This is a genomic window from Serratia sp. PAMC26656, from assembly GCF_016469055.2.
GTDB lineage: Bacteria > Pseudomonadota > Gammaproteobacteria > Enterobacterales > Enterobacteriaceae > Serratia > Serratia plymuthica.
Genome location: NZ_CP150486.1, coordinates 173006 through 192180 on the forward strand (window position 1 = coordinate 173006; position 19175 = coordinate 192180).

Annotated in this window: 16 protein-coding genes; 9 read left to right on the plus strand and 7 right to left on the minus strand. The window is 57.5% G+C overall.

What is annotated here, in order from left to right; genetic code table 11:
* The first annotated feature begins 40 nt into the window (after positions 1–40).
* Positions 41–1873 carry an ATP-dependent DNA helicase RecQ gene (recQ, locus tag JEM67_RS01300; protein WP_037433859.1) on the plus strand — a complete coding sequence of 611 codons (1833 nt, stop codon included), beginning with the start codon at positions 41–43 and terminating at the stop codon, positions 1871–1873.
* A 12-nt stretch (positions 1874–1885) separates the two neighbouring features.
* Positions 1886–2512 carry a threonine export protein RhtC gene (gene rhtC, locus JEM67_RS01305; protein WP_199636456.1) on the plus strand — a complete coding sequence of 209 codons (627 nt, stop codon included), beginning with the start codon at positions 1886–1888 and terminating at the stop codon, positions 2510–2512.
* Positions 2513–2562: 50 nt separating this feature from the next.
* On the opposite strand, the gene rhtB is transcribed toward rhtC, so the two are convergent.
* Positions 2563–3183 (minus strand): homoserine/homoserine lactone efflux protein, encoded by a 621-nt coding sequence (rhtB, locus tag JEM67_RS01310; protein WP_013811061.1) that lies wholly within the window; start codon positions 3181–3183, stop codon positions 2563–2565.
* 136 nt (positions 3184–3319) lie between these two features.
* Here rhtB and pldB point away from each other — a divergent pair, with 136 nt between their 5' ends.
* Entirely contained in the window at positions 3320–4357 is a 1038-nt protein-coding gene (pldB, locus tag JEM67_RS01315; protein ID WP_199636457.1) for a lysophospholipase L2, read from the plus strand.
* Positions 4358–4368: 11 nt separating this feature from the next.
* Positions 4369–5169: a sugar/pyridoxal phosphate phosphatase YigL gene (gene yigL / locus JEM67_RS01320; protein ID WP_199636458.1), complete on the plus strand. Its 801-nt coding sequence runs from the start codon at positions 4369–4371 to the stop codon at positions 5167–5169.
* A gap of 153 nt (positions 5170–5322) precedes the next feature.
* Here the strand turns inward: yigL and glpQ are convergent, their stop codons facing one another.
* Positions 5323–6402 (minus strand): glycerophosphodiester phosphodiesterase, encoded by a 1080-nt coding sequence (gene glpQ, locus JEM67_RS01325; RefSeq protein ID WP_199636459.1) that lies wholly within the window; start codon positions 6400–6402, stop codon positions 5323–5325.
* A 90-nt stretch (positions 6403–6492) separates the two neighbouring features.
* Complete coding sequence (glpT, locus tag JEM67_RS01330) at positions 6493–7848, minus strand: glycerol-3-phosphate transporter (protein WP_199636460.1); 1356 nt, start codon at positions 7846–7848, stop codon at positions 6493–6495.
* Positions 7849–8210: 362 nt separating this feature from the next.
* Between glpT and glpA the strand changes: the two genes are divergently transcribed.
* From glpA to glpC, 3 genes are read left to right on the plus strand one after another with little or no spacing between them, the layout of a single operon-like run.
* On the plus strand, positions 8211–9854 hold the full coding sequence (gene glpA / locus JEM67_RS01335) for an anaerobic glycerol-3-phosphate dehydrogenase subunit A (RefSeq protein ID WP_199636461.1): 1644 nt from the start codon (positions 8211–8213) through the stop codon (positions 9852–9854).
* Complete coding sequence (gene glpB, locus JEM67_RS01340; protein ID WP_199636518.1) at positions 9844–11115, plus strand: glycerol-3-phosphate dehydrogenase subunit GlpB; 1272 nt, start codon at positions 9844–9846, stop codon at positions 11113–11115. The genes glpA and glpB overlap by 11 nt, the downstream gene beginning before the upstream one ends.
* On the plus strand, positions 11112–12311 hold the full coding sequence (gene glpC / locus JEM67_RS01345; RefSeq protein WP_199636462.1) for an anaerobic glycerol-3-phosphate dehydrogenase subunit GlpC: 1200 nt from the start codon (positions 11112–11114) through the stop codon (positions 12309–12311). The genes glpB and glpC overlap by 4 nt, the downstream gene beginning before the upstream one ends.
* Positions 12312–12358: 47 nt before the next feature.
* On the opposite strand, the gene JEM67_RS01350 is transcribed toward glpC, so the two are convergent.
* The 3 genes from JEM67_RS01350 to JEM67_RS01360 all read right to left on the minus strand — a co-directional run bounded on the left by JEM67_RS01350 (position 12359) and on the right by JEM67_RS01360 (position 14145).
* A complete protein-coding gene (locus JEM67_RS01350; protein WP_013811070.1) occupies positions 12359–12922 on the minus strand; it encodes a DcrB family lipoprotein in 564 nt (187 codons plus the stop codon).
* Between the two features lie 80 nt (positions 12923–13002).
* Positions 13003–13437: a GNAT family N-acetyltransferase gene (locus tag JEM67_RS01355; RefSeq protein ID WP_199636463.1), complete on the minus strand. Its 435-nt coding sequence runs from the start codon at positions 13435–13437 to the stop codon at positions 13003–13005.
* 42 nt (positions 13438–13479) lie between these two features.
* Positions 13480–14145, minus strand: a complete 666-nt coding sequence (locus JEM67_RS01360) for a 7-cyano-7-deazaguanine/7-aminomethyl-7-deazaguanine transporter (RefSeq protein ID WP_013811072.1) — start codon at positions 14143–14145, stop codon at positions 13480–13482.
* Between the two features lie 220 nt (positions 14146–14365).
* Between JEM67_RS01360 and tusA the strand changes: the two genes are divergently transcribed.
* Positions 14366–14611, plus strand: a complete 246-nt coding sequence (gene tusA / locus JEM67_RS01365) for a sulfurtransferase TusA (RefSeq protein WP_199636465.1) — start codon at positions 14366–14368, stop codon at positions 14609–14611.
* A 55-nt stretch (positions 14612–14666) separates the two neighbouring features.
* On the opposite strand, the gene JEM67_RS01370 is transcribed toward tusA, so the two are convergent.
* Positions 14667–16982 carry a zinc/cadmium/mercury/lead-transporting ATPase gene (locus JEM67_RS01370; protein ID WP_199636466.1) on the minus strand — a complete coding sequence of 772 codons (2316 nt, stop codon included), beginning with the start codon at positions 16980–16982 and terminating at the stop codon, positions 14667–14669.
* A gap of 682 nt (positions 16983–17664) precedes the next feature.
* Between JEM67_RS01370 and JEM67_RS01375 the strand changes: the two genes are divergently transcribed.
* Positions 17665–19131, plus strand: coding sequence for a serralysin family metalloprotease (locus JEM67_RS01375; protein WP_199636468.1), 1467 nt, complete (start codon positions 17665–17667; stop codon positions 19129–19131).
* Positions 19132–19175: the final 44 nt, after the last annotated feature.

Here is a 19175-nt window from a genome sequence, read left to right on the forward strand (position 1 = left end):
TCATGATGGCGGCACTATGCAGCAAAAAGTGGGGAAGTGTGTGTCAACCGCAGCAGTGATAAACAAAGAGTTGCTGGCAGAGCAGGTATTGCGCGATACCTTTGGCTACCAGCAATTCCGACCGGGTCAACAGACGATTATCAACGCGGCGATCGGCGGGCTGGATTGTCTGGTGGTCATGCCGACCGGCGGCGGTAAATCGTTGTGCTATCAAATCCCGGCTCTGGTGATGGATGGCCTGACGTTAGTGGTTTCCCCGTTGATCTCGCTGATGAAAGATCAGGTCGATCAACTGCTGGCTTATGGTGTTTCCGCCGCCTGTTATAACTCGACGCAGACGCGCGAGCAGCAACTGGAGGTCATGGCGGGTTGCCGCAGCGGGCAGATCAAAATGCTGTATATCGCCCCCGAACGGCTGATGATGGACAGCTTCCTCGATCTGCTCGACCACTGTCCGCCGGCGCTATTGGCGGTGGACGAGGCGCACTGTATTTCGCAGTGGGGCCATGATTTCCGTCCTGAATACCGCGCGTTGGGTCAGCTGAAGCAGCGCTTCCCGACGATGCCGGTGATTGCCCTGACCGCTACCGCCGACGAGTCTACCCGGGGCGACATCGTACGCCTGTTGGCGCTGCACGATCCGCTGGTGCAGATCAGCAGCTTTGACCGCCCAAACATTCGCTATACGCTGGTGGAGAAGTTCAAACCGCTCGATCAGCTGTGGCGCTTCGTGCAGGACCAACGTGGCAAGAGCGGTATCATTTACTGCAACAGCCGCGCCAAGGTGGAAGACACCACGGCGCGTTTGCAGAGCCGCGGGCTGAGCGTTGGTGCCTATCATGCCGGGCTGGACAACGATCGCCGCGCGCAGGTGCAGGAAGCGTTCCAGCGTGACGATTTACAGGTGGTGGTAGCCACCGTCGCCTTCGGCATGGGCATCAACAAACCCAACGTGCGTTTCGTGGTGCACTTTGATATCCCGCGCAATATCGAGTCCTACTATCAGGAAACCGGCCGCGCCGGGCGTGATGGCCTGCCGGCAGAAGCGATCCTGTTGTATGACCCGGCCGACATGGCCTGGCTGCGCCGCTGTCTGGAAGAGAAACCGGCCGGACAGCAGTTGGATATCGAACGGCACAAACTGAACGCCATGGGGGCTTTCGCCGAAGCGCAAACCTGCCGTCGTTTGGTGTTGCTCAATTACTTTGGCGAGGGTAAGCAGCAAAATTGCGGTAACTGCGATATCTGCCTCGATCCCCCCAAGCGCTATGACGGTCTGGAAGACGCACGCAAGGCGCTCTCCTGCGTGTATCGCGTCGGCCAGCGGTTCGGCCTGGGTTATATTGTCGAAGTGCTGCGCGGTTCCAATAACCAGCGCATCCGCGAATACGGGCACGACAAGTTGCCGGTGTACGGCATCGGTCGCGAGCAAACGACCGAACACTGGACCAGCGTGCTGCGTCAACTGATCCACCTGGGGTTTATTACCCAGAACATCGCCATGCATTCGGCGCTGCAATTGACCGAAGCCGCGCGCCCGGTACTGCGTGGTGAACTGGAGCTGCAACTGGCGGTGCCGCGCATCCAAAGTCTGAAGTCGCGTGGCAGCGCCAATCAGAAATCCTACGGCGGCAATTACGATCGCAAGCTGTTTGCCAAACTGCGCAAGCTGCGTAAATCGATTGCCGACGAAGAAAATATCCCGCCTTACGTGGTGTTTAACGATGCCACGCTATTGGAAATGGCGGAGCAAATGCCGATCAAGGCCGGCGACCTGCTTAGCGTTAACGGCGTTGGCCAGCGCAAACTGGAGCGTTTCGGCGCCCCGTTTATGGCGATGATCCGCGATCACCTCGATAATGACGAAGAATAAGGGCAATAAATCATGTTGATGCTGTTTCTGACCGTGGCGCTGGTGCACTTGATCGCGCTGATGAGCCCGGGGCCGGACTTCTTTTTTGTTTCGCAAACCGCCGCCAGCCGTTCGCGCCGCGAGGCGATGATGGGCGTGGTGGGCATTTCACTGGGTATTGTGGTATGGGCGGGGGTTGCGCTGATGGGCCTGCACCTGATCTTGCAGAAAATGGCCTGGCTGCATCAGATCATCATGGTCGGCGGTGGGATTTACTTATGCTGGATGGGCTGGCAACTGCTGCGTTCCGCACGCTCCCAGAACGCCCAATCCGCGCCGGCGGACGAAGTGAAAGTGGCGTTGCCAAAGGTCGGACGCAGCTTTATCCGCGGTTTCCTGACCAACCTTTCAAACCCGAAAGCGGTTATCTATTTCGGCAGCGTGTTCTCGCTGTTTGTCGGTGATGACGTGGGCGCCGGCGCGCGCTGGGGCTTGTTCCTGCTGATTATCGCCGAGACCTTTGTCTGGTTCAGCCTGGTGGCGGTCGTGTTTGCGTTACCGGCAATGCGCCGTGGCTATCAGCGTTTGGCGAAATGGATCGACGGGCTGGCGGGCGTATTGTTCACCGGTTTCGGGTTGCACCTGATCTTTACCCGTTAATCGCAGGAAGATATCGCGAGGGCCGAACAGTGATGTTCGGCCCTTTTGCATTAGGCCTTTCTGGCCGTAGCCAATAACCCGGCCACCAGAATAAACAGCGAACCGAAGATGCGGTTTAGCAACTGCATTTGGCGCGGCGTTTTCAGCCAGCCGGCAATGCGGGTCGCCAGTGTGGCGTAGCCAATCATCACCACAATATCCACCGCCACGGTGGTCACGCCGAGTATCAGATACTGCTCGGCCTGCGGCTGGTTAGGTAAAATAAACTGCGGGAACAGCGCGGCCAGAAACACGATGCTCTTCGGGTTGGTCAAATTGACCAGCACCGCGCGGCGGAACAGGCGGCGGCGCGGCAGGGTACCCGCCAGCGTATGCAGATCCAACGAACCGGCGGCGCGCCACTGCTGAATTCCGAGCCACACCAGATAAGCGGCGCCGAGCCATTTCAGCAATTCAAACGCCATCAGCGACTGTGAGACCAACGCACCCAGGCCAATGCCCACCAGCACGATATGCAGACTCAACCCGACCTGCAGGCCGGCGATCGATGCCGCCGCGCCGCGATACCCGTGGCTGATACCGGTGCTCATGGTGTTGATTGCGCCTGAGCCGGGTGAGAGGCTGAGGATAAGGGTTGTCAGCAGATAGGTTAACCACCAGTCCAAGGTCATCGTAAGGCTCCCGGGAAGTACCAATTTGTGCCAAAATAGGCTCGGTTCTTGTAAGAATTGAATCACAATACGCTAGTATTATTTCTTGTGCCAGAGGCCACATTTTTGCCGCTGGCGGCTCAGGGAAAAGCTCTCAATGACGTCGTTCACTCAAGGCACCGATGACTGGTTAATGCGTGAAACGCAGTTCGCTGCTTTCGCTACCGGCCCGCTGCTGGACTTTTGGCGGTTGCGGGAGGAGGGCGAGTTCAGTGGCGTGGGCGGCGTGCCGATCCGCTTCGTGCGTTTCAGCTCTGCACGTCACCAGCGGGTGGTGGTGATCAGCCCCGGCCGTATCGAAAGTTACGTTAAATATCCAGAAGTTGCCTACGATCTGTTCCATTGCGGTTTTGATGTGATGATTATCGATCATCGCGGGCAAGGCCGTTCTGGCCGCTTGCTGGCTGATACGCACCGCGGTCATGTGGTAAACTTTGCCGATTATATTGACGATTTCGCTCAGTTTTATCGGCAGCAAGTGGCGCCGCGCGGCTACCGACAGCACTTTGCGCTGTCGCATTCGATGGGCGGCGCGATACTGGCGCAGTTTCTGGCGCGTCAGCCGCAGGCGTTTGATGCCGCTGCGTTTTGCGCGCCGATGTTCGGCATTCATCTGCCGATGCCGGGCTGGATGGCGGACCGCATCCTTAACTGGGTGGAGAAACACCCGACGGTGCGTAATTACTATGCGATAGGCACCGGCCAGTGGAGGCCGCTGCCCTATGTGGTCAACGTATTGACCCACAGCCGTGAACGCTATCGCCGCTGTTTGCGTTATTACGCCGATTATCCCGAGTTGCAGGTGGGAGGCCCTACCTACCACTGGGTAAGAGAAAGCATTCAGGCCGGGCGGCAGATTGTCGCGCAGGCGGCTAAAATCACCACACCGCTGTTATTATTGCAGGCCGGTGAGGAACGGGTGGTCGACAACCGTTCTCAGCAGGCTTTTTGTCAGGTACTGTCAGACGCGGGGCACCCTTGCGAAGGGGGAAAACCGCGGGTTATCCAAGGCGCACGCCATGAGATCCTGTTCGAGCGGGACGCGATGCGCGCCGAAGCATTGAACGCAATCCTGCGTTTCTTTGCTCAACACTTAGGTGGCGCCCCTGCCGCCGACCACTCCATCAGAGGTTAGAACATATCCTTATGTATCACGTCGTCGCTTCCGATTTAGATGGCACGCTGCTATCACCTGACCACACCCTGTCGCCTTATGCCAAAGAGACGTTGAAGCTGCTGACCCAGCGTGACGTGCACTTTGTGTTTGCCACTGGCCGGCATCACATCGACGTTTCGCAGATCCGCGATAACCTCGATATCAGCGCCTTTATGATCACCTCCAACGGTGCCCGCGTGCATAACACCGCCGGCGAGCTGATTTTCAGCCACAACCTGGCGGAAGACATTGCCCGCGATCTCTACGGCATGCTGCATGACGATGCGGACATCACCACCAATGTTTATCGCAACGACGACTGGTTCATCAACCGGGAAAGCCCGGAGCAGGAAGAGTTCTTCCGGGAATCGATCTTCCAGTATCAGCTGTTTGAGCCGGGCCTGCTGGAGACCGACGGCGTGTGCAAGGTGTACTTCACCTGTGACGACCATGAAAAGCTGCTGCCGCTGGAAGATGCCATCAATGCGCGCTGGGGCGATCGGGTTAACGTCAGTTTCTCGTTCCCGACCTGTCTGGAAGTGATGGCGGGCGGCGTATCCAAAGGTCATGCGCTGGAAGAAGTGGCCAGAATCATCGGCTATTCGCTGAAAGAGTGCATCGCCTTCGGTGACGGCATGAATGACCTGGAAATGCTGGCGATGGCCGGCAAGGGCTGCATTATGCGCGACGCGCACCAGCGCCTGAAAGACAAACTGCCGGAACTGGAAGTGATTGGCTCCAATGCCGACGATGCGGTACCGCATTACCTGCGCAAGATGTTCCTGGGTTGATACCCTTCGTCTTTCGCGCCGCAGCGTTGTTGGCTACACGCACTTACCCCAGTCACTTACTTGAGTAAGTGACTGGGGTTGCGTTTGTTTGCCGCCTAGCTGCGACGTGAAATCCATTGGGTTGTAACCCGGACAAGGTCGCCCTTGTCCGGGTTACTTGTGCTGGCCCTGCTTTTGCAGGAACTGCACACCCTTGTCAGGGAAGTCGGTGAACACGCCGTCAACGCCCGCCTGGTTGTAAATCACGTCGTACAGCTGATTCACGTCGGTCACGTAGTTTGGCAGCGCATCGGCGCGGATGGTGAACGGATGCACCGCCAGCTTGTTGGCATGGGCTTCCTTCACCATATCGGTCAACACCACATGGCCCGGTTTGGATTTCTCCGCTTCCACCAGCATGTGGTAGTCCGGCCCGATACCGTCGGCGTACTGGGCAATCTGCTTCATCGCGCCCGGCTTGAACATCCAGTCATAGTCGTATTCCACCCATTTGCCGTCGGCTTTCTGCTCATAGGTTTCCTGCCACTTGTTGTAGGCGATCAGTTGGATCAGCTTCAGATCCATGCCCATCTTCGGTTCCAGCTCGGTTTTAATCCGCTTCAGTTCGTTGGCGTCGAAGCATTGCAGATAAACGTTGTCATTCTTGCCGGTGTAACCATACTGCTTCAGCACCGCCAGCACTTTGCTGGAGATATCCTTGCCTTCCTGCTTGTGGAACCACGGCGCTTTGATTTCCGGGTAAATACCGATGTTTTTGCCGGTCGAATGGTTCAGCCCCTGCACAAACTCGATCTCTTCCTGGAAGGTATGGACGCGGAAATCCGACTTGCCCATCGGGAAGCGGCCAGGGTAGCCCTGCACCTTTTTACCGTTTTCGATCTCAAAGCCTTCCGTGAACTTCAGCGACTTGATTTCCGCCAGGGTAAAGTCGATGGCGTAATAACGGCCGTCTTTGCGTGCTCGGCTCGGGAAGCGCTCGGCCACGTCGGTAACGCGATCGAGGTAATGGTCATGCAGCACCACCAGCTCGTTGTCCTTGGTCATCACCAGATCCTGCTCGAGGAAGTCCGCACCCTGCGCGTAGGCCATCGCCTTCGCCGGCAGCGTGTGTTCCGGCAGATAGCCGCTGGCGCCACGGTGGGCGATCACCACCTTGTCCGCTGCTTGTACGGCGCTGACCATTGAGGTGGCCAGGAAGATCCCTGCCAGCAGGGCTTTGACTTGAGTCCGCATTTTGTAATTCTCCATATTGTAGGTGCAGGGTAATAAAGTAGTAAAAAGGCCGCAGCGCGGCCTTTAAATAATGCGAAGTTTGTATGACGCTTAGCCGCGTTTGTTGGCTGCGATTTCTGCGTGGTGCTTTTTCTCGCTCAGCATGGTCAGCAACAGCAGCACTACCGCACCGATACTGCCGCCAATCATCACCATAAAGCCGCCGTCCCAACCGAAGTAATCCACGGTGTAACCGACGATGGCGCTGGCCGCAACGGAGCCGCCCAGGTAACCGAACAGACCGGTGAAGCCCGCTGCGGTGCCGGCCGCTTTCTTCGGTGCCAGTTCCAGCGCGTGCAGGCCGATCAACATCACCGGGCCGTAAATCAGGAAGCCGATGGTGATCATGCAGGCCATGTCGATGCCAGGATTACCGACCGGGTTGAGCCAGTAAACGACGGTAGCGATGGTCACCAGCGTCATAAAGAACACGCCGGTGGCGCCGCGGTTGCCTTTGAACACTTTGTCCGACATCCAGCCGCACAGCAGGGTGCCCGGAATGCCGGCGTATTCGTACAGGAAGTAGGCCCAGGAAGACTTATCCAGCGTGAAGTGCTTCACTTCTTTCAGGTAGGTCGGTGACCAGTCCAGAATGCCGTAACGCAGCAGGTAAACGAACACGTTGGCTACCGCGATGTACCACAGCAGCTTGTTCGGCAGAATGTACTGCATGAAAATCTGCTTGGCGGTCAGTTCTTCTTCCGCTTTCTCGCTGTAGTCGTCCGGGTAATCGTTTTTGTATTCTTCGATCGGCGGCAAGCCACAGGATTGCGGCGTATCGCGCATCAGTGCAAAGGCGATCAGGGCTACCAGAATGGCGCCGAAGGCCGGCATATACAGCGCCGCGTGCCAGTCGTTGAACCAGGCCATACCCAGCAGGAACAACAGCGGCGGCAGGCCGCCACCCACGTTATGCGCGCAGTTCCAGACCGAAACGATACCGCCGCGTTCTTTCTGCGACCACCAGTGCACCATGGTGCGGCCACAAGGCGGCCAGCCCATGCCCTGGAACCAACCGCACAGGAACAGCAACACGAACATGACTGCGATGCTCGATGTCGCCCACGGCACAAAGCCCATGAACAGCATCACCGCGGCGGCCAGTATCAGGCCGGCAGGCAGGAATACGCGTGGGTTGGAGCGGTCAGAAACCGACCCCATGATGAATTTGGAAAAACCGTAGGCGATGGAAATACCCGACAGCGCGAAACCGAGGTCGCCGCGGCTGAAGCCCTGATCGATCAGGTAAGGCATTGCCAGGGTGAAGTTCTTACGCACCAGATAGTAGGCGGCGTAACCGAAGAAAATCCCCATAAAAATTTGCCAGCGCAATTTACGGTAGAGCGGGTCGACTTTGTCGACCGGCACACGGGAAATGTGTGCTGCCGGCTTAAAGATACTCAACATGAGCGCCTCCGATGGCTTTTAGTTATCACATCAATATGATCGTCTACGTTCATTTGATGATTGAGCGGATAGAGAATGTGGTGTTTTTTTGTTCCATAACGAGCGTCATCCTAGTCAAAACAGCCTGGTGTCACTGTGATGAATGGCGCAAATGTTACACTTTTATGAAACTACGGCGGATTTTGAGCGATTCGTTAACGATATGAAATAGAAAAACGGCTAAAAATCGTGATTCCGATCACATTCATGGTTTTTTATGGACATTTTGTTTTCGTTTTAAGTTCGTTATTGTTCCTTATCAAACAAAGACCCCAGTAACTGTGGCCCAATAGGGTAATCACCACGGATCCTGAGGAAGCGTCATGAGCAACCATTCACCGGACAGTGAAACGGATGTGATAGTCATTGGCGGCGGTGCGACCGGAGCGGGCATTGCCCGTGACTGCGCGCGCCGAGGCCTGCGTTGCATACTGCTGGAGCGCCATGATATTGCCACCGGCGCCACCGGCCGTAACCACGGTTTGTTGCACAGCGGAGCGCGTTATGCGGTGACCGACGGCGAGTCGGCGCGTGAGTGCATAGAAGAGAACCGCATCCTCAAGCGCATCGCGCATCACTGCATCGAGCGTACCGATGGGTTGTTCATTACCCTGCCGCAGGATTCGCTGGCCTACCAACAACAGTTTATTGCTTCCTGCCACAGTGCCGGCATCAACGCCGAAGCCATTGATCCGCAATTGGCGTTGCGCCTGGAGCCGGCGGCTAACCCGGCGCTGATCGGCGCCGTGCGGGTGCCGGATGGCACCGTCGACCCGTTCCGTTTGACCGCCGCCAATATGCTCGATGCCCGCGAGCACGGCGCGCAGATCCTGACCTATCACCAGGTGGTCGGTTTGTTGCGCGTGGGCGATCGCGTGACCGGCGTGCGCGTTTTCGACCATCAAACTGCGCGCCGCTACGACATCCACGCCGAGGTGGTGGTCAACGCCGCTGGCATCTGGGGCCAGCAGATTGCGGAATACGCCGATCTGCGCATCCGCATGTTCCCGGCCAAGGGCGCATTGCTGATCCTCGGCCACCGCATCAACAACATGGTAATCAACCGTTGCCGCAAACCGGCAGACGCCGACATTCTGGTGCCGGGCGACACCATCTCGCTGATTGGCACCACCTCCACCCACATCGACTACGACCAGATCGACAACATGGTGGTGATGTCGCAGGAAGTGGACATTCTGATCCGCGAAGGTGCGCTGCTGGCGCCTGAACTGGCGCAAACCCGCATTTTGCGTGCCTATGCCGGGGTACGGCCGCTGGTGGCCAGTGACGACGACCCCAGCGGCCGTAACGTCAGCCGTGGCATCGTGCTGCTCGATCACGCCAGCCGCGATGGGCTGGAAGGATTCATCACCATCACCGGCGGCAAGTTGATGACCTATCGCCTGATGGCGCAGTGGGCGACCGACAAAGTGTGTGAAAAGCTTGGGCTAGATAGCCCATGCACTACCGCAGTGGAACCGCTGCCCGGCTCCCGACAGACGGCGGAGGAAACGGTGCGCAGCGTGGTGGCGTTGCCGGCCAGTATTCGCGGCTCGGCGGTGTATCGCCACGGCGATCGCGCCAGCCTGGTGCCGGCCGGTAATCGGCTGGACAACAGTCTGGTCTGCGAATGCGAGGCGGTCACCGCCGGTGAGGTGCGCTATGCGGTGAACTCTCTCGCCGTCAATAATCTGGTGGATCTCCGTCGCCGCACCCGTGTTGGCATGGGCACCTGCCAGGGGGAACTGTGCGCCTGTCGCGCCGCCGGGCTGCTGACGCGCTTTAACGTCGCCACCCCGCAGCAGTCGATCGATCAGTTGTCGCATTTCCTCAACGAACGCTGGAAGGGCGTACGCCCGATCGCTTGGGGCGACGCGCTGCGCGAGAGCGAGTTCACCAGTTGGGTTTATCAGGGATTGTGCGGACTGGATGCACGGGAGAAACAGGAGGCGGATGATGCGATTTGATGTGGTGGTGATTGGCGGCGGCTTGGCGGGCATGGTTTGCGCCATCGGGTTGGCGGAACAGGGCAAGCGCTGCGCCGTGGTCAGCTCAGGCCAGAGCGCGCTTTATTTCTCCTCCGGTTCGCTTGATTTGCTGGCGCAACTGCCCGACGGCACGCCGGTCGACGCGCCGCTGGCAGCGTTGCCGGAACTGGCGCGACAGGCGCCGCAGCACCCTTATTCCTTGATTGGTGCAGAACGGGTGGCGCTGTTATCTGATGAGGCGGCCCAGCTATTGCGGCGCTGCGGCCTGAACCTGCAAGGCAGCAATGAAAGGAATCATCTGCGCATTACGCCGCTCGGCACGCGCCGCGCCACCTGGCTCAGCCCGCAGGCCATTCCGGTGACGCCGCTGGCCGGTGCGCTACCATGGGAAAGCGTTGCGGTGATTGGCATTGAGGGATTTTTGGATTTTCAGCCGCAACTGGCCGCCGATTCACTTATGCAGGCGCTGGGAGTGCGCGCCGGGGTCGGTTGGTTGCATTTACCTGCGCTGGACCGGTTGCGCAACAATCCCAGCGAGTTCCGGGCGGTGAATATCGCCAGAGTGCTGGATTTGCCGGAAAATCGGATGCCGATGGCGGACGAGTTGCGCCGGCTGGCCGGTGATGCCGAGGCGATTTTCCTGCCCGCCTGTCTGGGGCTGGAGGAGGATGCCCCGCTGGTGGCGTTACAGGCGGCGGTGGGCAAACCGGTGCGTCTGTTGCCGACGTTACCGCCTTCGGTGTTGGGCATGCGTTTGCACCTGGCATTGCGCCAGCGCTTGCAACAGTTGGGCGGTGTTTTTATGCCGGGGGACAGCGTGCTGCGGGCGGATATCGACGCCGGGCGTGTTACCGGCCTGTATACCCGCAATCACGGCGATATTCCGTTGCAGGCGCAGCAGGTGGTGCTGGCCAGCGGCAGCTTCTTTAGCAATGGATTGGCGGCGGACTTCGACGGTGTACGCGAGCCGGTGTTTGGGCTGGATGTAGACAGCCAGGCGGATCGCGCCGACTGGAGCCGCAGCGATCTGTTTGCTCCGCAGCCCTATTTGCAGTTCGGCGTGCGCACCGATCGCCGGCTGCGTGCGTTAAGGCACGGGAAGGCGCTGACCAACTTGTATGCTATTGGCGCGGTGACCGGCGGATACGATCCGCTACAGCAGGGATGCGGCGCCGGCGTTTCGCTGATCGGGGCGCTGCACGTTGTGCAACAGATTGCCGCAGAGAAGGAGCGACCATGAGCCTGCAGAAAGACAACAGCTTTGAAAACTGCATCAAATGCACCGTCTGTACCACCTATTGTCCGGTCGCCAAGGTCAATCCGCTCTATCCGGGGCCAAAACAGGCGGGGCCGGACGGCGAACGCCTGCGGCTGAAAGATCCGGCGTTGTACGATGAAGCGCTGAAGTATTGCACCAACTGCAAGCGTTGTGAGGTCGCCTGCCCGTCCGACGTCAAAATCGGCGATATCATTCAGCGCGCCCGCGCCGATTACGCCCAGAGCAAACCGACGCTGCGCGACGCCATCCTCAGCCATACCGACATCATGGGGTCGCTGTCGACACCCTTTGCGCCCATAGTCAATGCCGCCACCGGTCTGAAACCGGTGCGTGCGCTGCTGGACAAAGCGTTGAAAATTGACCATCGCCGCGAGTTGCCAAAATACTCGTTCGGCACCTTCCGCCACTGGTATCGCCGGCAGGCGCAGGCCCAGCAGCGCTATGCCGAACAGGTGGCGTTTTTTCACGGCTGTTTCGTCAATTACAACCATCCGCAGCTGGGCAAGGATCTGATCAAGGTCTTTAACGCGATGAATATCGGCGTGCAGCTGCTCAAGCGCGAGAAATGTTGCGGCGTGCCTTTGATCGCCAACGGCTTTATCGCCCAGGCCAAAAAGCAGGCCAAAGTGAATGCCGAGTCGCTGCATGAGGCGGTGCTGGAACGCGGAGTTCCTGTGGTGGCGACCTCGTCGAGCTGTACCTTTACCTTGCGCGATGAATATCCGCATCTGTTGGAGGTGGATACCTCGGCGGTGCGCGAGCGGGTAGAGCTGGCGACGCGCTATTTGTATCGACTGAACAACCAGGGCCGCACTCTGCCGCTGAAGCGCACGCCGTTACGGGTGGCGTATCATACGCCGTGCCATATGGAGAAAATGGGCTGGACCGCCTATACGCTGGAGTTGTTGCGGCAAATTCCGGGCTTGGAGCTGGTGGTGCTGGATTCGCAGTGTTGCGGTATTGCCGGTACTTACGGGTTTAAATCGGAGAACTATGCGACTTCGCAGGGGATTGGCGCTTCGCTGTTTCGCCAGATAGAGGAAAGCGGTGTGGATATGGTGGTGACCGACTGCGAAACCTGCAAGTGGCAAATCGAGATGTCGACCGGTAAAGGCTGTGAACATCCGATCACCCTGCTGGCGCGGGCATTGGCATAATCGGTGATGAGGTGGCGAAACGGGGCCGGCATGCCGACCCCCTAAGGTTACTGCTTCAGTTTCAAGGTGCTGATGATGCCTTCGGCTTCACTTTGCGCCTGCTGCTGGTTATCTGCCGGCAGCGTTACCTGAATGGTCAGCATCTTGTTATCCAGTGTGCCGATCAGGATCGAAGAGTAGGCTTTCTCGCCGCCGCTGGTGATGATGCTGTCCAGTTGACGCAGAGGGACGCCGTTAACGTCGATGGCTTTGTTGGTAATCACCTGCAGATTAGCGTCACGCGAGCGCTGGGTGTCTTCCAGACGCTTGGCCAGGGTTTCCAGGTTGTCGGCGGTCTTGTCGCCGAGGATCACGATCACCGCGCGCTGGCCGGTGCTGTCGGCGTAAACGTGCATGTTGTTCGCCTGGTTGCCCAGCTTGCCGCTCTGGTCCGCCATGCCCGCCGGCAGGGTGAACGCCAGTTTACCGTCCAGTAAACTCACCTGTTGCCCGGCCGGTGCGCTGGCTGCAGCACCGCCCGCTGGCGCCTTGGTGTCTTTGGTGTCGCCGTCACAGGCCGCCAGGCCAAGCACTAACAGGCTGATACCCATCAATTTTGCTACTTTACGCATTGGGCTTCCTTCTTCCTTTCAGGTAGGTTTTTACTGCCGTATCGCAACCTATTCCACGTTGAAATGCAAGGCAGATGTTGTCACAAGGTTTTTTCAAGTAATAGCCGATAATCAGCCACTTCGCCTTTCTTTTCCAGCTGAACAATCTGATAGTGATGGCCGATGAGCATCATCAGCATCGCCTGGAACCTATTGCGTGTTTTCACCCTCACCTGGCGATAGCCCTGAGCCTGCGCCCAGCGTTCCTGTTCGGCCAATAAGGCCCGCGCCACGCCGTGGCGGCGAAACGCCGGCAGCACGCCGCCCAGCCAGCTGTAAAATACCTTTTCTTGCGTCTGATAGCCCAGTTTGAAACCGGCGGGTTGGCCGCCAATCTCGGCGATCAGCAGATGGCAGGCGGACGGCCCGACGCGTTGCTGTAAATCGGCCAGGTTATGCAGGCCACCGAATTCGGGGATTTGTTGATACAGGGCGTGGATTTCTTCGAAGGTAGCGTGGCGGGTGATTACTGTCATTGGCGGCCTCTTTAGGGTGCAGGCCGCCAATGATAACACGGCTCAGTTCGCTTGCAGGTCGCCATCATTGCGGCGAACGGCAATGCGCTTAAGCAGCATATTCAGGAGTACGCCGTACATCGGCAGGAAGAACAGCAGGCAGATCAGAACCTTGAAGCTGTAATCCACCAGCGCGATCTCCACCCAGTTATTGGCCATAAAGGCATCGCTGCTCTTATAAAACGCAATAAAGAAGAACGACAGGGTATCGCTGATATTGCCGAGGAACATTGCCGCAGCAGGAGCAACCCACCAGGCGCTGCGTTGGCGCAGCCGGTTGAAAACGTGTACGTCGAGGATCTGACCGAGCACGTAAGCCATAAAGCTGGCGATGGCGATACGTGCCACAAACAGGTTAAAGCTGCCCAACGCGGCAAAGCCCTGCCATTCGCCCTGATAGGTGACGGTAGAAATCACGTATGAGATGAACAGCGCCGGGACCATTACCGAAAGAATGATACGCCGTGCCAGCGGGGCACCGAAAATACGCACCGTCAGATCGGTTGCCAGGAAGATGAACGGAAAGGTAAAGGCCCCCCAGGTGGTATGGAAACCGAAAACGGTAATCGGCAACTGCACCAGGTAGTTACTGGAGGTAATGATGACAATATGGAACAGCGATAGCCAGACCAACGCGGTGAGGCGCTGCTGAGCGGTAAACGAATACATGTTGTAGCCTTTTTAGTCGTGGGGTGAGGGAACCCAGAGTTTCTTGTCGCAACAGCAAAATGCGCTGCGCGGCGGCATGATACGTGTTTGCGCAACCAATGCAATGGCTAAATTTAACGCAAACGTTAACGTATCTTGCGCAGAAAAACTACCGGCGTAAACTAGGCGCCAATGAGATGCGGCGGGCGTTCGCCGATCGCTTTTGATCGAGAAAAATTGCATGACTGACTTATTTTCCCAGGCAGACCAGACGCTTGACGCGCTGGGGCTGCGCTGTCCGGAACCGGTGATGATGGTGCGCAAGACCGTACGCCATATGGATGACGGTCAAACCCTGTTGATTATTGCCGATGATCCGGCCACCACCCGCGACATTCCGGGCTTCTGCCGCTTTATGGAGCACACGCTGGTGGCGCAGGAAACCGACAAGGCACCGTACCGCTACCTGTTACGCAAGGGCGTCTGATCGATGTGAGTTGCACCTCAGGGGGAATTGATTCACCCCTGAGGTATGCCGTTGCCTAGTTGCGTTTCTTCAGCAAGCGCAGTGCGTTGGCGGTGACCAGCGCGGTAGCGCCAGAGTCCGCCAGCACCGCCAGCCACAACCCGGTCATCCCCAGCAGTGTGGTGATCAGGAATATCCCTTTCAGCCCCAGCGCAATGGTGATGTTTTGCCGGATATTGGCGTGGGTAGCGCGTGAGATGCGGATCATTTCTGCCACACCGACCAGCCGATTATGGGTCAGCGCCGCATCGGCGGTTTCCAGCGCCACGTCGGTGCCGCTGCCCATGGCGATGCCGATGCTGGAGGCTTTCATCGCCGGCGCATCGTTGATGCCGTCACCGATCATCGCCGTCGGGCGCAGTTCGCTCAATTCGGTTACCGCTTTCACTTTATCTTCCGGCAGCAGCCCGGCTCGGTAATCGATCCCCAGTTCCGCGGCAATCGCCGCTGCCGCACGCGGGTTATCGCCGGTCAACATCACCCCGTGGATCCCCAGTGCGTTCAGTTCGGCAATGGCCTGTTTGGCGTCGCTACGCAACGTATCACGCAGTGCCAGCAGGCCGATCGCTACACCGCTTTCCAACACCACCACTGCCGTTTTGCCGGCGTTTTCCAGTTTTTCTACCTGGCTTTGCAACAAGGCGTCGAGCTGGCCTGCCGCCAGCTTACCCGGCGCGCTGATCAACAGAGTTTTGCCGTCAACCACGCCTTCCACCCCAACTCCCGCCAGAGCGCGACGCGCCTGAGCCGGCGGCAGAGGCGCGCCATACTGCTCGGCCCGTTTGATAATTGCCTGCGCCAGCGGATGGTGGGAGCCGGTTTCTACCGCAGCGGCCAGGGTCAGCAACTGCTGTTCGCTGATACCGTTGATCGGCAATACATCCGTGACCCTGGGTTTGCCTTCCGTCAGCGTGCCGGTCTTATCGAAGGCGATGGTTTGCACCTGGCCCAGCTGTTCCAGCGCCGCGCCGCCTTTAATCAGGGCGCCGCGCCGAGTGGCCGCCGCCAGCCCGGAGGTAATCGCCGCCGGAGTGGAGATGACCAGCGCACAAGGACAGCCGATAAGCAGCAGGGTCAGGCCACGGTAAATCCAGATATCCCAGGGCTGTGACAGCAGCAGCGGTGGCACCAGGATCACCGCAACGGCCAGCAGCATAATCGCTGGCGTGTAATAACTGCTGAACCGGTCAAGGAAACGTTCGATAGGCGCACGGCGTTCTTCGGCCTCTTCGATCAACTGCAGAATGCGGTCGATGGCGTTTTTGCCCGGCTCGGAAATCACCTTCATCTGCGCGGCCTGATCGACCGACAGGCTACCCGCCGCGACTTTCTGGCCCTGCTGACGTTCGACCGGCACCGATTCGCCGGTCAGGGTGCTTTCGTCGAAACTGGCGAACGGGTTGAGCAGTTCGGCATCGGCCGGAAGGCGGCCGCCGGGGGCAATTTCAATCACATCGCCGGGGCGCAGGCTGGTGACCGGCACGCGTTTACGCTCAGATCCTTGCAGCAGTAGCGCATCTTCCGGCACCAGCTCCATCAATGCCGTCACGCCACGGCGGGCGCGGTTGGCGGCGTAGGATTCCAGCAGCTCGCCAACCATAAACAGCAGCAGCACCATGGCCGCTTCGGCGGTAGCGCCGATAAACAGCGCGCCTATTGCCGCCACGCTCATCAGCGTTTCAATGGCAAACGGCGTACCGGAGCGGATCAGCCGCAGCGCCTTGGCAGCGACCGGCGCCAGGCCGACCAGCGTGGTGGCGATAAACGCAATGCGGCCCAGCTCAGGATTGACCATATTGAGCACCCAACTGACTACCATCAGCGTGGTGAGCAACAGCAGCGGGCCGAATTCCTTCAGGAGCGATGCCTTGGGCGACTCGGCTTTGGTTGCCTGGGTGCCGAGCAGGGTAAAGCCGGCTTGTTTCACCGCGTCCTGGATGCGCAGACTGATATCGGATTGGGCGTCGACCACCAGTTTTTCCGTGGCGAACAGCACGCGTGCGTTTTCTACGCCGGGAATGCCCGTAACGGCGTTCTCTATTTTTTTTGCGCAGCTTGGGCAGTCCATGCCGGTGACTTTCCAACTGTAACGCTGGCTGCCGGAAGGAGGGACGGCAGCCAGACTGTGGCTTTCCTCATCCGGATCCTCATGATCGTCCGTGCTGCAACAGCTGGCGCCATGATCGTGCGAATGAGCAAGACTGGTTTCAACGGTTCCGTTTTTTTGTTCGCTGCTGCAACCGTGCTGGGTTTTACCGTGGCTGTGATTGCAGCCGCAGGCACCTTCTGCATGGTTATGTTCATGATGATTATGGTTTTTATGGGTATGCATAACGTCCCCCTCCGGGCAGTTAATGATCTACATTGCGCTGACTCTACACCCTGGAGTCAACTCCAGAGTCAAGCGCCGGATGAGAATTATTGTTAACTGTAAAGCTGAGGGGAAATTGGCCGTTTCTTTCTGCCAATCATGCCGATTTCACTTTATCGGCGTTGCCGGCGAGTATTAATCGGTGGGGCGACGCAGGGGCCATTAGGCAAAAAAAGAAAATGTTATTCCCGCAGGAACTAAAAAGGCTCACCCGCTAATAATAAAGAGTTATTAATCTATAACGGTGTAGTTAAATTTAATTATTTTTCTAAAAACAGCCAGCATGATTCTCTTGTGTCTGCAGGCCGCATTCTTATTGAAGTTTGTGACTAACTTATGCGTCATTGATTGTCTTTGATTTGTAAATGTGATCAAAAAATAGCACAAATATCTTTCGTAATAAAAATATATAGTTGATTATTTTGTGTTCAGTTTTAAGTGTCTGCCTATAATTGGAATCGATTACCATTTCTGTTGGTAATATTATTTACTGATATATATGCATTAATTCTATCTAACACACTGCCGGTAACGGCGCATAAGCCCCTTCCAGCAAGCCGGTGATTCGTCTGCCGTGGCTTTCTGGCAGGTTATGTCTATCTGTCTGATTGATAACAATCAAATAATGAGTGGAATCGAACCAATGCAATCAACTAAAAAGGCAATTGAAGTTACTGAATCCAGTCTTGCCGCTACCGGCTCCGGCTATAATGCTGTAGAAGATCTGTTGCATTACCACGAGCGTGGCAACGGGATTCAGGTTAATGGTAAGGATTCATTTTCTACCGAACAGGCTGGGCTGTTTATTACCCGTGAGAACCAAACCTGGAACGGTTATAAGGTTTTTGGTCAACCGGCTAAATTAACGTTCTCATTCCCGGACTATAAGTTTTCTTCCAGCAACGTTGGCGGCGATACCGGGCTGAGCAAGTTCAGCGCGGAGCAACAGCAGCAGGCCAAGCTGTCGCTGCAATCCTGGTCTGACGTGGCGAATATCACTTTCACCGAAGTGGCCGCCAATCAGAAGGCCAATATCACCTTCGGTAATTACAGCAAGGATTACACTGGCCAATATGATTATGAAACACAGGCCTACGCTCTCCTGCCGAATACCGTCTATCAGGGCCAGAACGTAGGTGGCCAGACCTGGTACAACGTTAATCAGTCCAATATTCAACATCCGGCAAGCGAAGATTACGGTCGCCAGACGTTCACTCATGAGATTGGCCATGCGTTGGGCCTGAGCCATCCGGGCCCATACAACGCCGGGGAAGGCGTGCCAAGCTATAGCCGCGATGCTGTATACGGCGAGGATTCCCGCGAGTTCAGCCTGATGAGCTATTGGAGTGAAACCAATACCGGTGGTGACAACGGCGGACACTACGCGGCGGCACCGTTGCTGGATGATATTACCGCCATCCAGCACCTGTACGGTGCCAACTTGTCGACCCGTACCGGTGACACTGTGTACGGCTTCAACTCCAATACCGGCCGCGATTTCCTCAGCACCACCGGCAACGCGCAGAAAGTGATCTTTGCGGCCTGGGATGCGGGCGGCAATGATACCTTCGATTTCTCCGGCTACACGGCCAACCAGCGCATCAATCTGAACGAGAAATCCTTTTCGGACGTAGGTGGGCTGAAAGGTAACGTGTCGATCGCGGCGGGCGTCACCATTGAGAACGCCATTGGCGGTTCGGGCAACGACGTTATCGTCGGTAATGCGGCCAATAATGTGCTGAAGGGTGGCGCGGGCAGCGACATTCTGTTCGGCGGTGCAGGTGCCGATGAACTGTGGGGCGGCGTCGGAAAAGATACCTTTGTCTTCGCCGCCGTCAGCGATTCCAAGCCGGGCGCTGCTGACTGGATCCGCGATTTCCAGAAAGGTACCGATAAAATCGACCTGTCGTTCTTTAATCAAGGAGCGCAGGGCGGCGATCAGATCCACTTCGTCGATCACTTCAGCGGTGCAGCGGGCGAAGCCTTGCTGTCTTACAATGCGTCAAACAACGTCAGCGATTTGGCACTGAATATCGGAGGCCAGCAGGCACCGGACGTCCTGGTGAAGATCGTGGGACAGGTAGACGTCGCCACTGATTTTATCGTTTAACAGTGAGGGTAACGTCCGGTGCAGCCTGGCCGGACGTTATGCAG

What these genes read in the sequence shown, in the direction of transcription:
- JEM67_RS01350 (WP_013811070.1), bottom strand. Translation starts at nt 12,922, where the DNA reads ATGCGTAAAGTAGCAAAATTGATGGGTATCAGCCTGTTAGTGCTTGGC.
- JEM67_RS01375 (WP_199636468.1), top strand. Translation starts at nt 17,665, where the DNA reads ATGCAATCAACTAAAAAGGCAATTGAAGTTACTGAATCCAGTCTTGCC.
- glpT (WP_199636460.1), bottom strand. Translation starts at nt 7,848, where the DNA reads ATGTTGAGTATCTTTAAGCCGGCAGCACACATTTCCCGTGTGCCGGTC.
- rhtB (WP_013811061.1), bottom strand. Translation starts at nt 3,183, where the DNA reads ATGACCTTGGACTGGTGGTTAACCTATCTGCTGACAACCCTTATCCTC.
- rhtC (WP_199636456.1), top strand. Translation starts at nt 1,886, where the DNA reads ATGTTGATGCTGTTTCTGACCGTGGCGCTGGTGCACTTGATCGCGCTG.
- tusA (WP_199636465.1), top strand. Translation starts at nt 14,366, where the DNA reads ATGACTGACTTATTTTCCCAGGCAGACCAGACGCTTGACGCGCTGGGG.
- yigL (WP_199636458.1), top strand. Translation starts at nt 4,369, where the DNA reads ATGTATCACGTCGTCGCTTCCGATTTAGATGGCACGCTGCTATCACCT.
- glpQ (WP_199636459.1), bottom strand. Translation starts at nt 6,402, where the DNA reads ATGCGGACTCAAGTCAAAGCCCTGCTGGCAGGGATCTTCCTGGCCACC.
- pldB (WP_199636457.1), top strand. Translation starts at nt 3,320, where the DNA reads ATGACGTCGTTCACTCAAGGCACCGATGACTGGTTAATGCGTGAAACG.
- glpC (WP_199636462.1), top strand. Translation starts at nt 11,112, where the DNA reads ATGAGCCTGCAGAAAGACAACAGCTTTGAAAACTGCATCAAATGCACC.
- glpB (WP_199636518.1), top strand. Translation starts at nt 9,844, where the DNA reads ATGCGATTTGATGTGGTGGTGATTGGCGGCGGCTTGGCGGGCATGGTT.
- JEM67_RS01370 (WP_199636466.1), bottom strand. Translation starts at nt 16,982, where the DNA reads ATGCATACCCATAAAAACCATAATCATCATGAACATAACCATGCAGAA.
- JEM67_RS01355 (WP_199636463.1), bottom strand. Translation starts at nt 13,437, where the DNA reads ATGACAGTAATCACCCGCCACGCTACCTTCGAAGAAATCCACGCCCTG.
- glpA (WP_199636461.1), top strand. Translation starts at nt 8,211, where the DNA reads ATGAGCAACCATTCACCGGACAGTGAAACGGATGTGATAGTCATTGGC.
- JEM67_RS01360 (WP_013811072.1), bottom strand. Translation starts at nt 14,145, where the DNA reads ATGTATTCGTTTACCGCTCAGCAGCGCCTCACCGCGTTGGTCTGGCTA.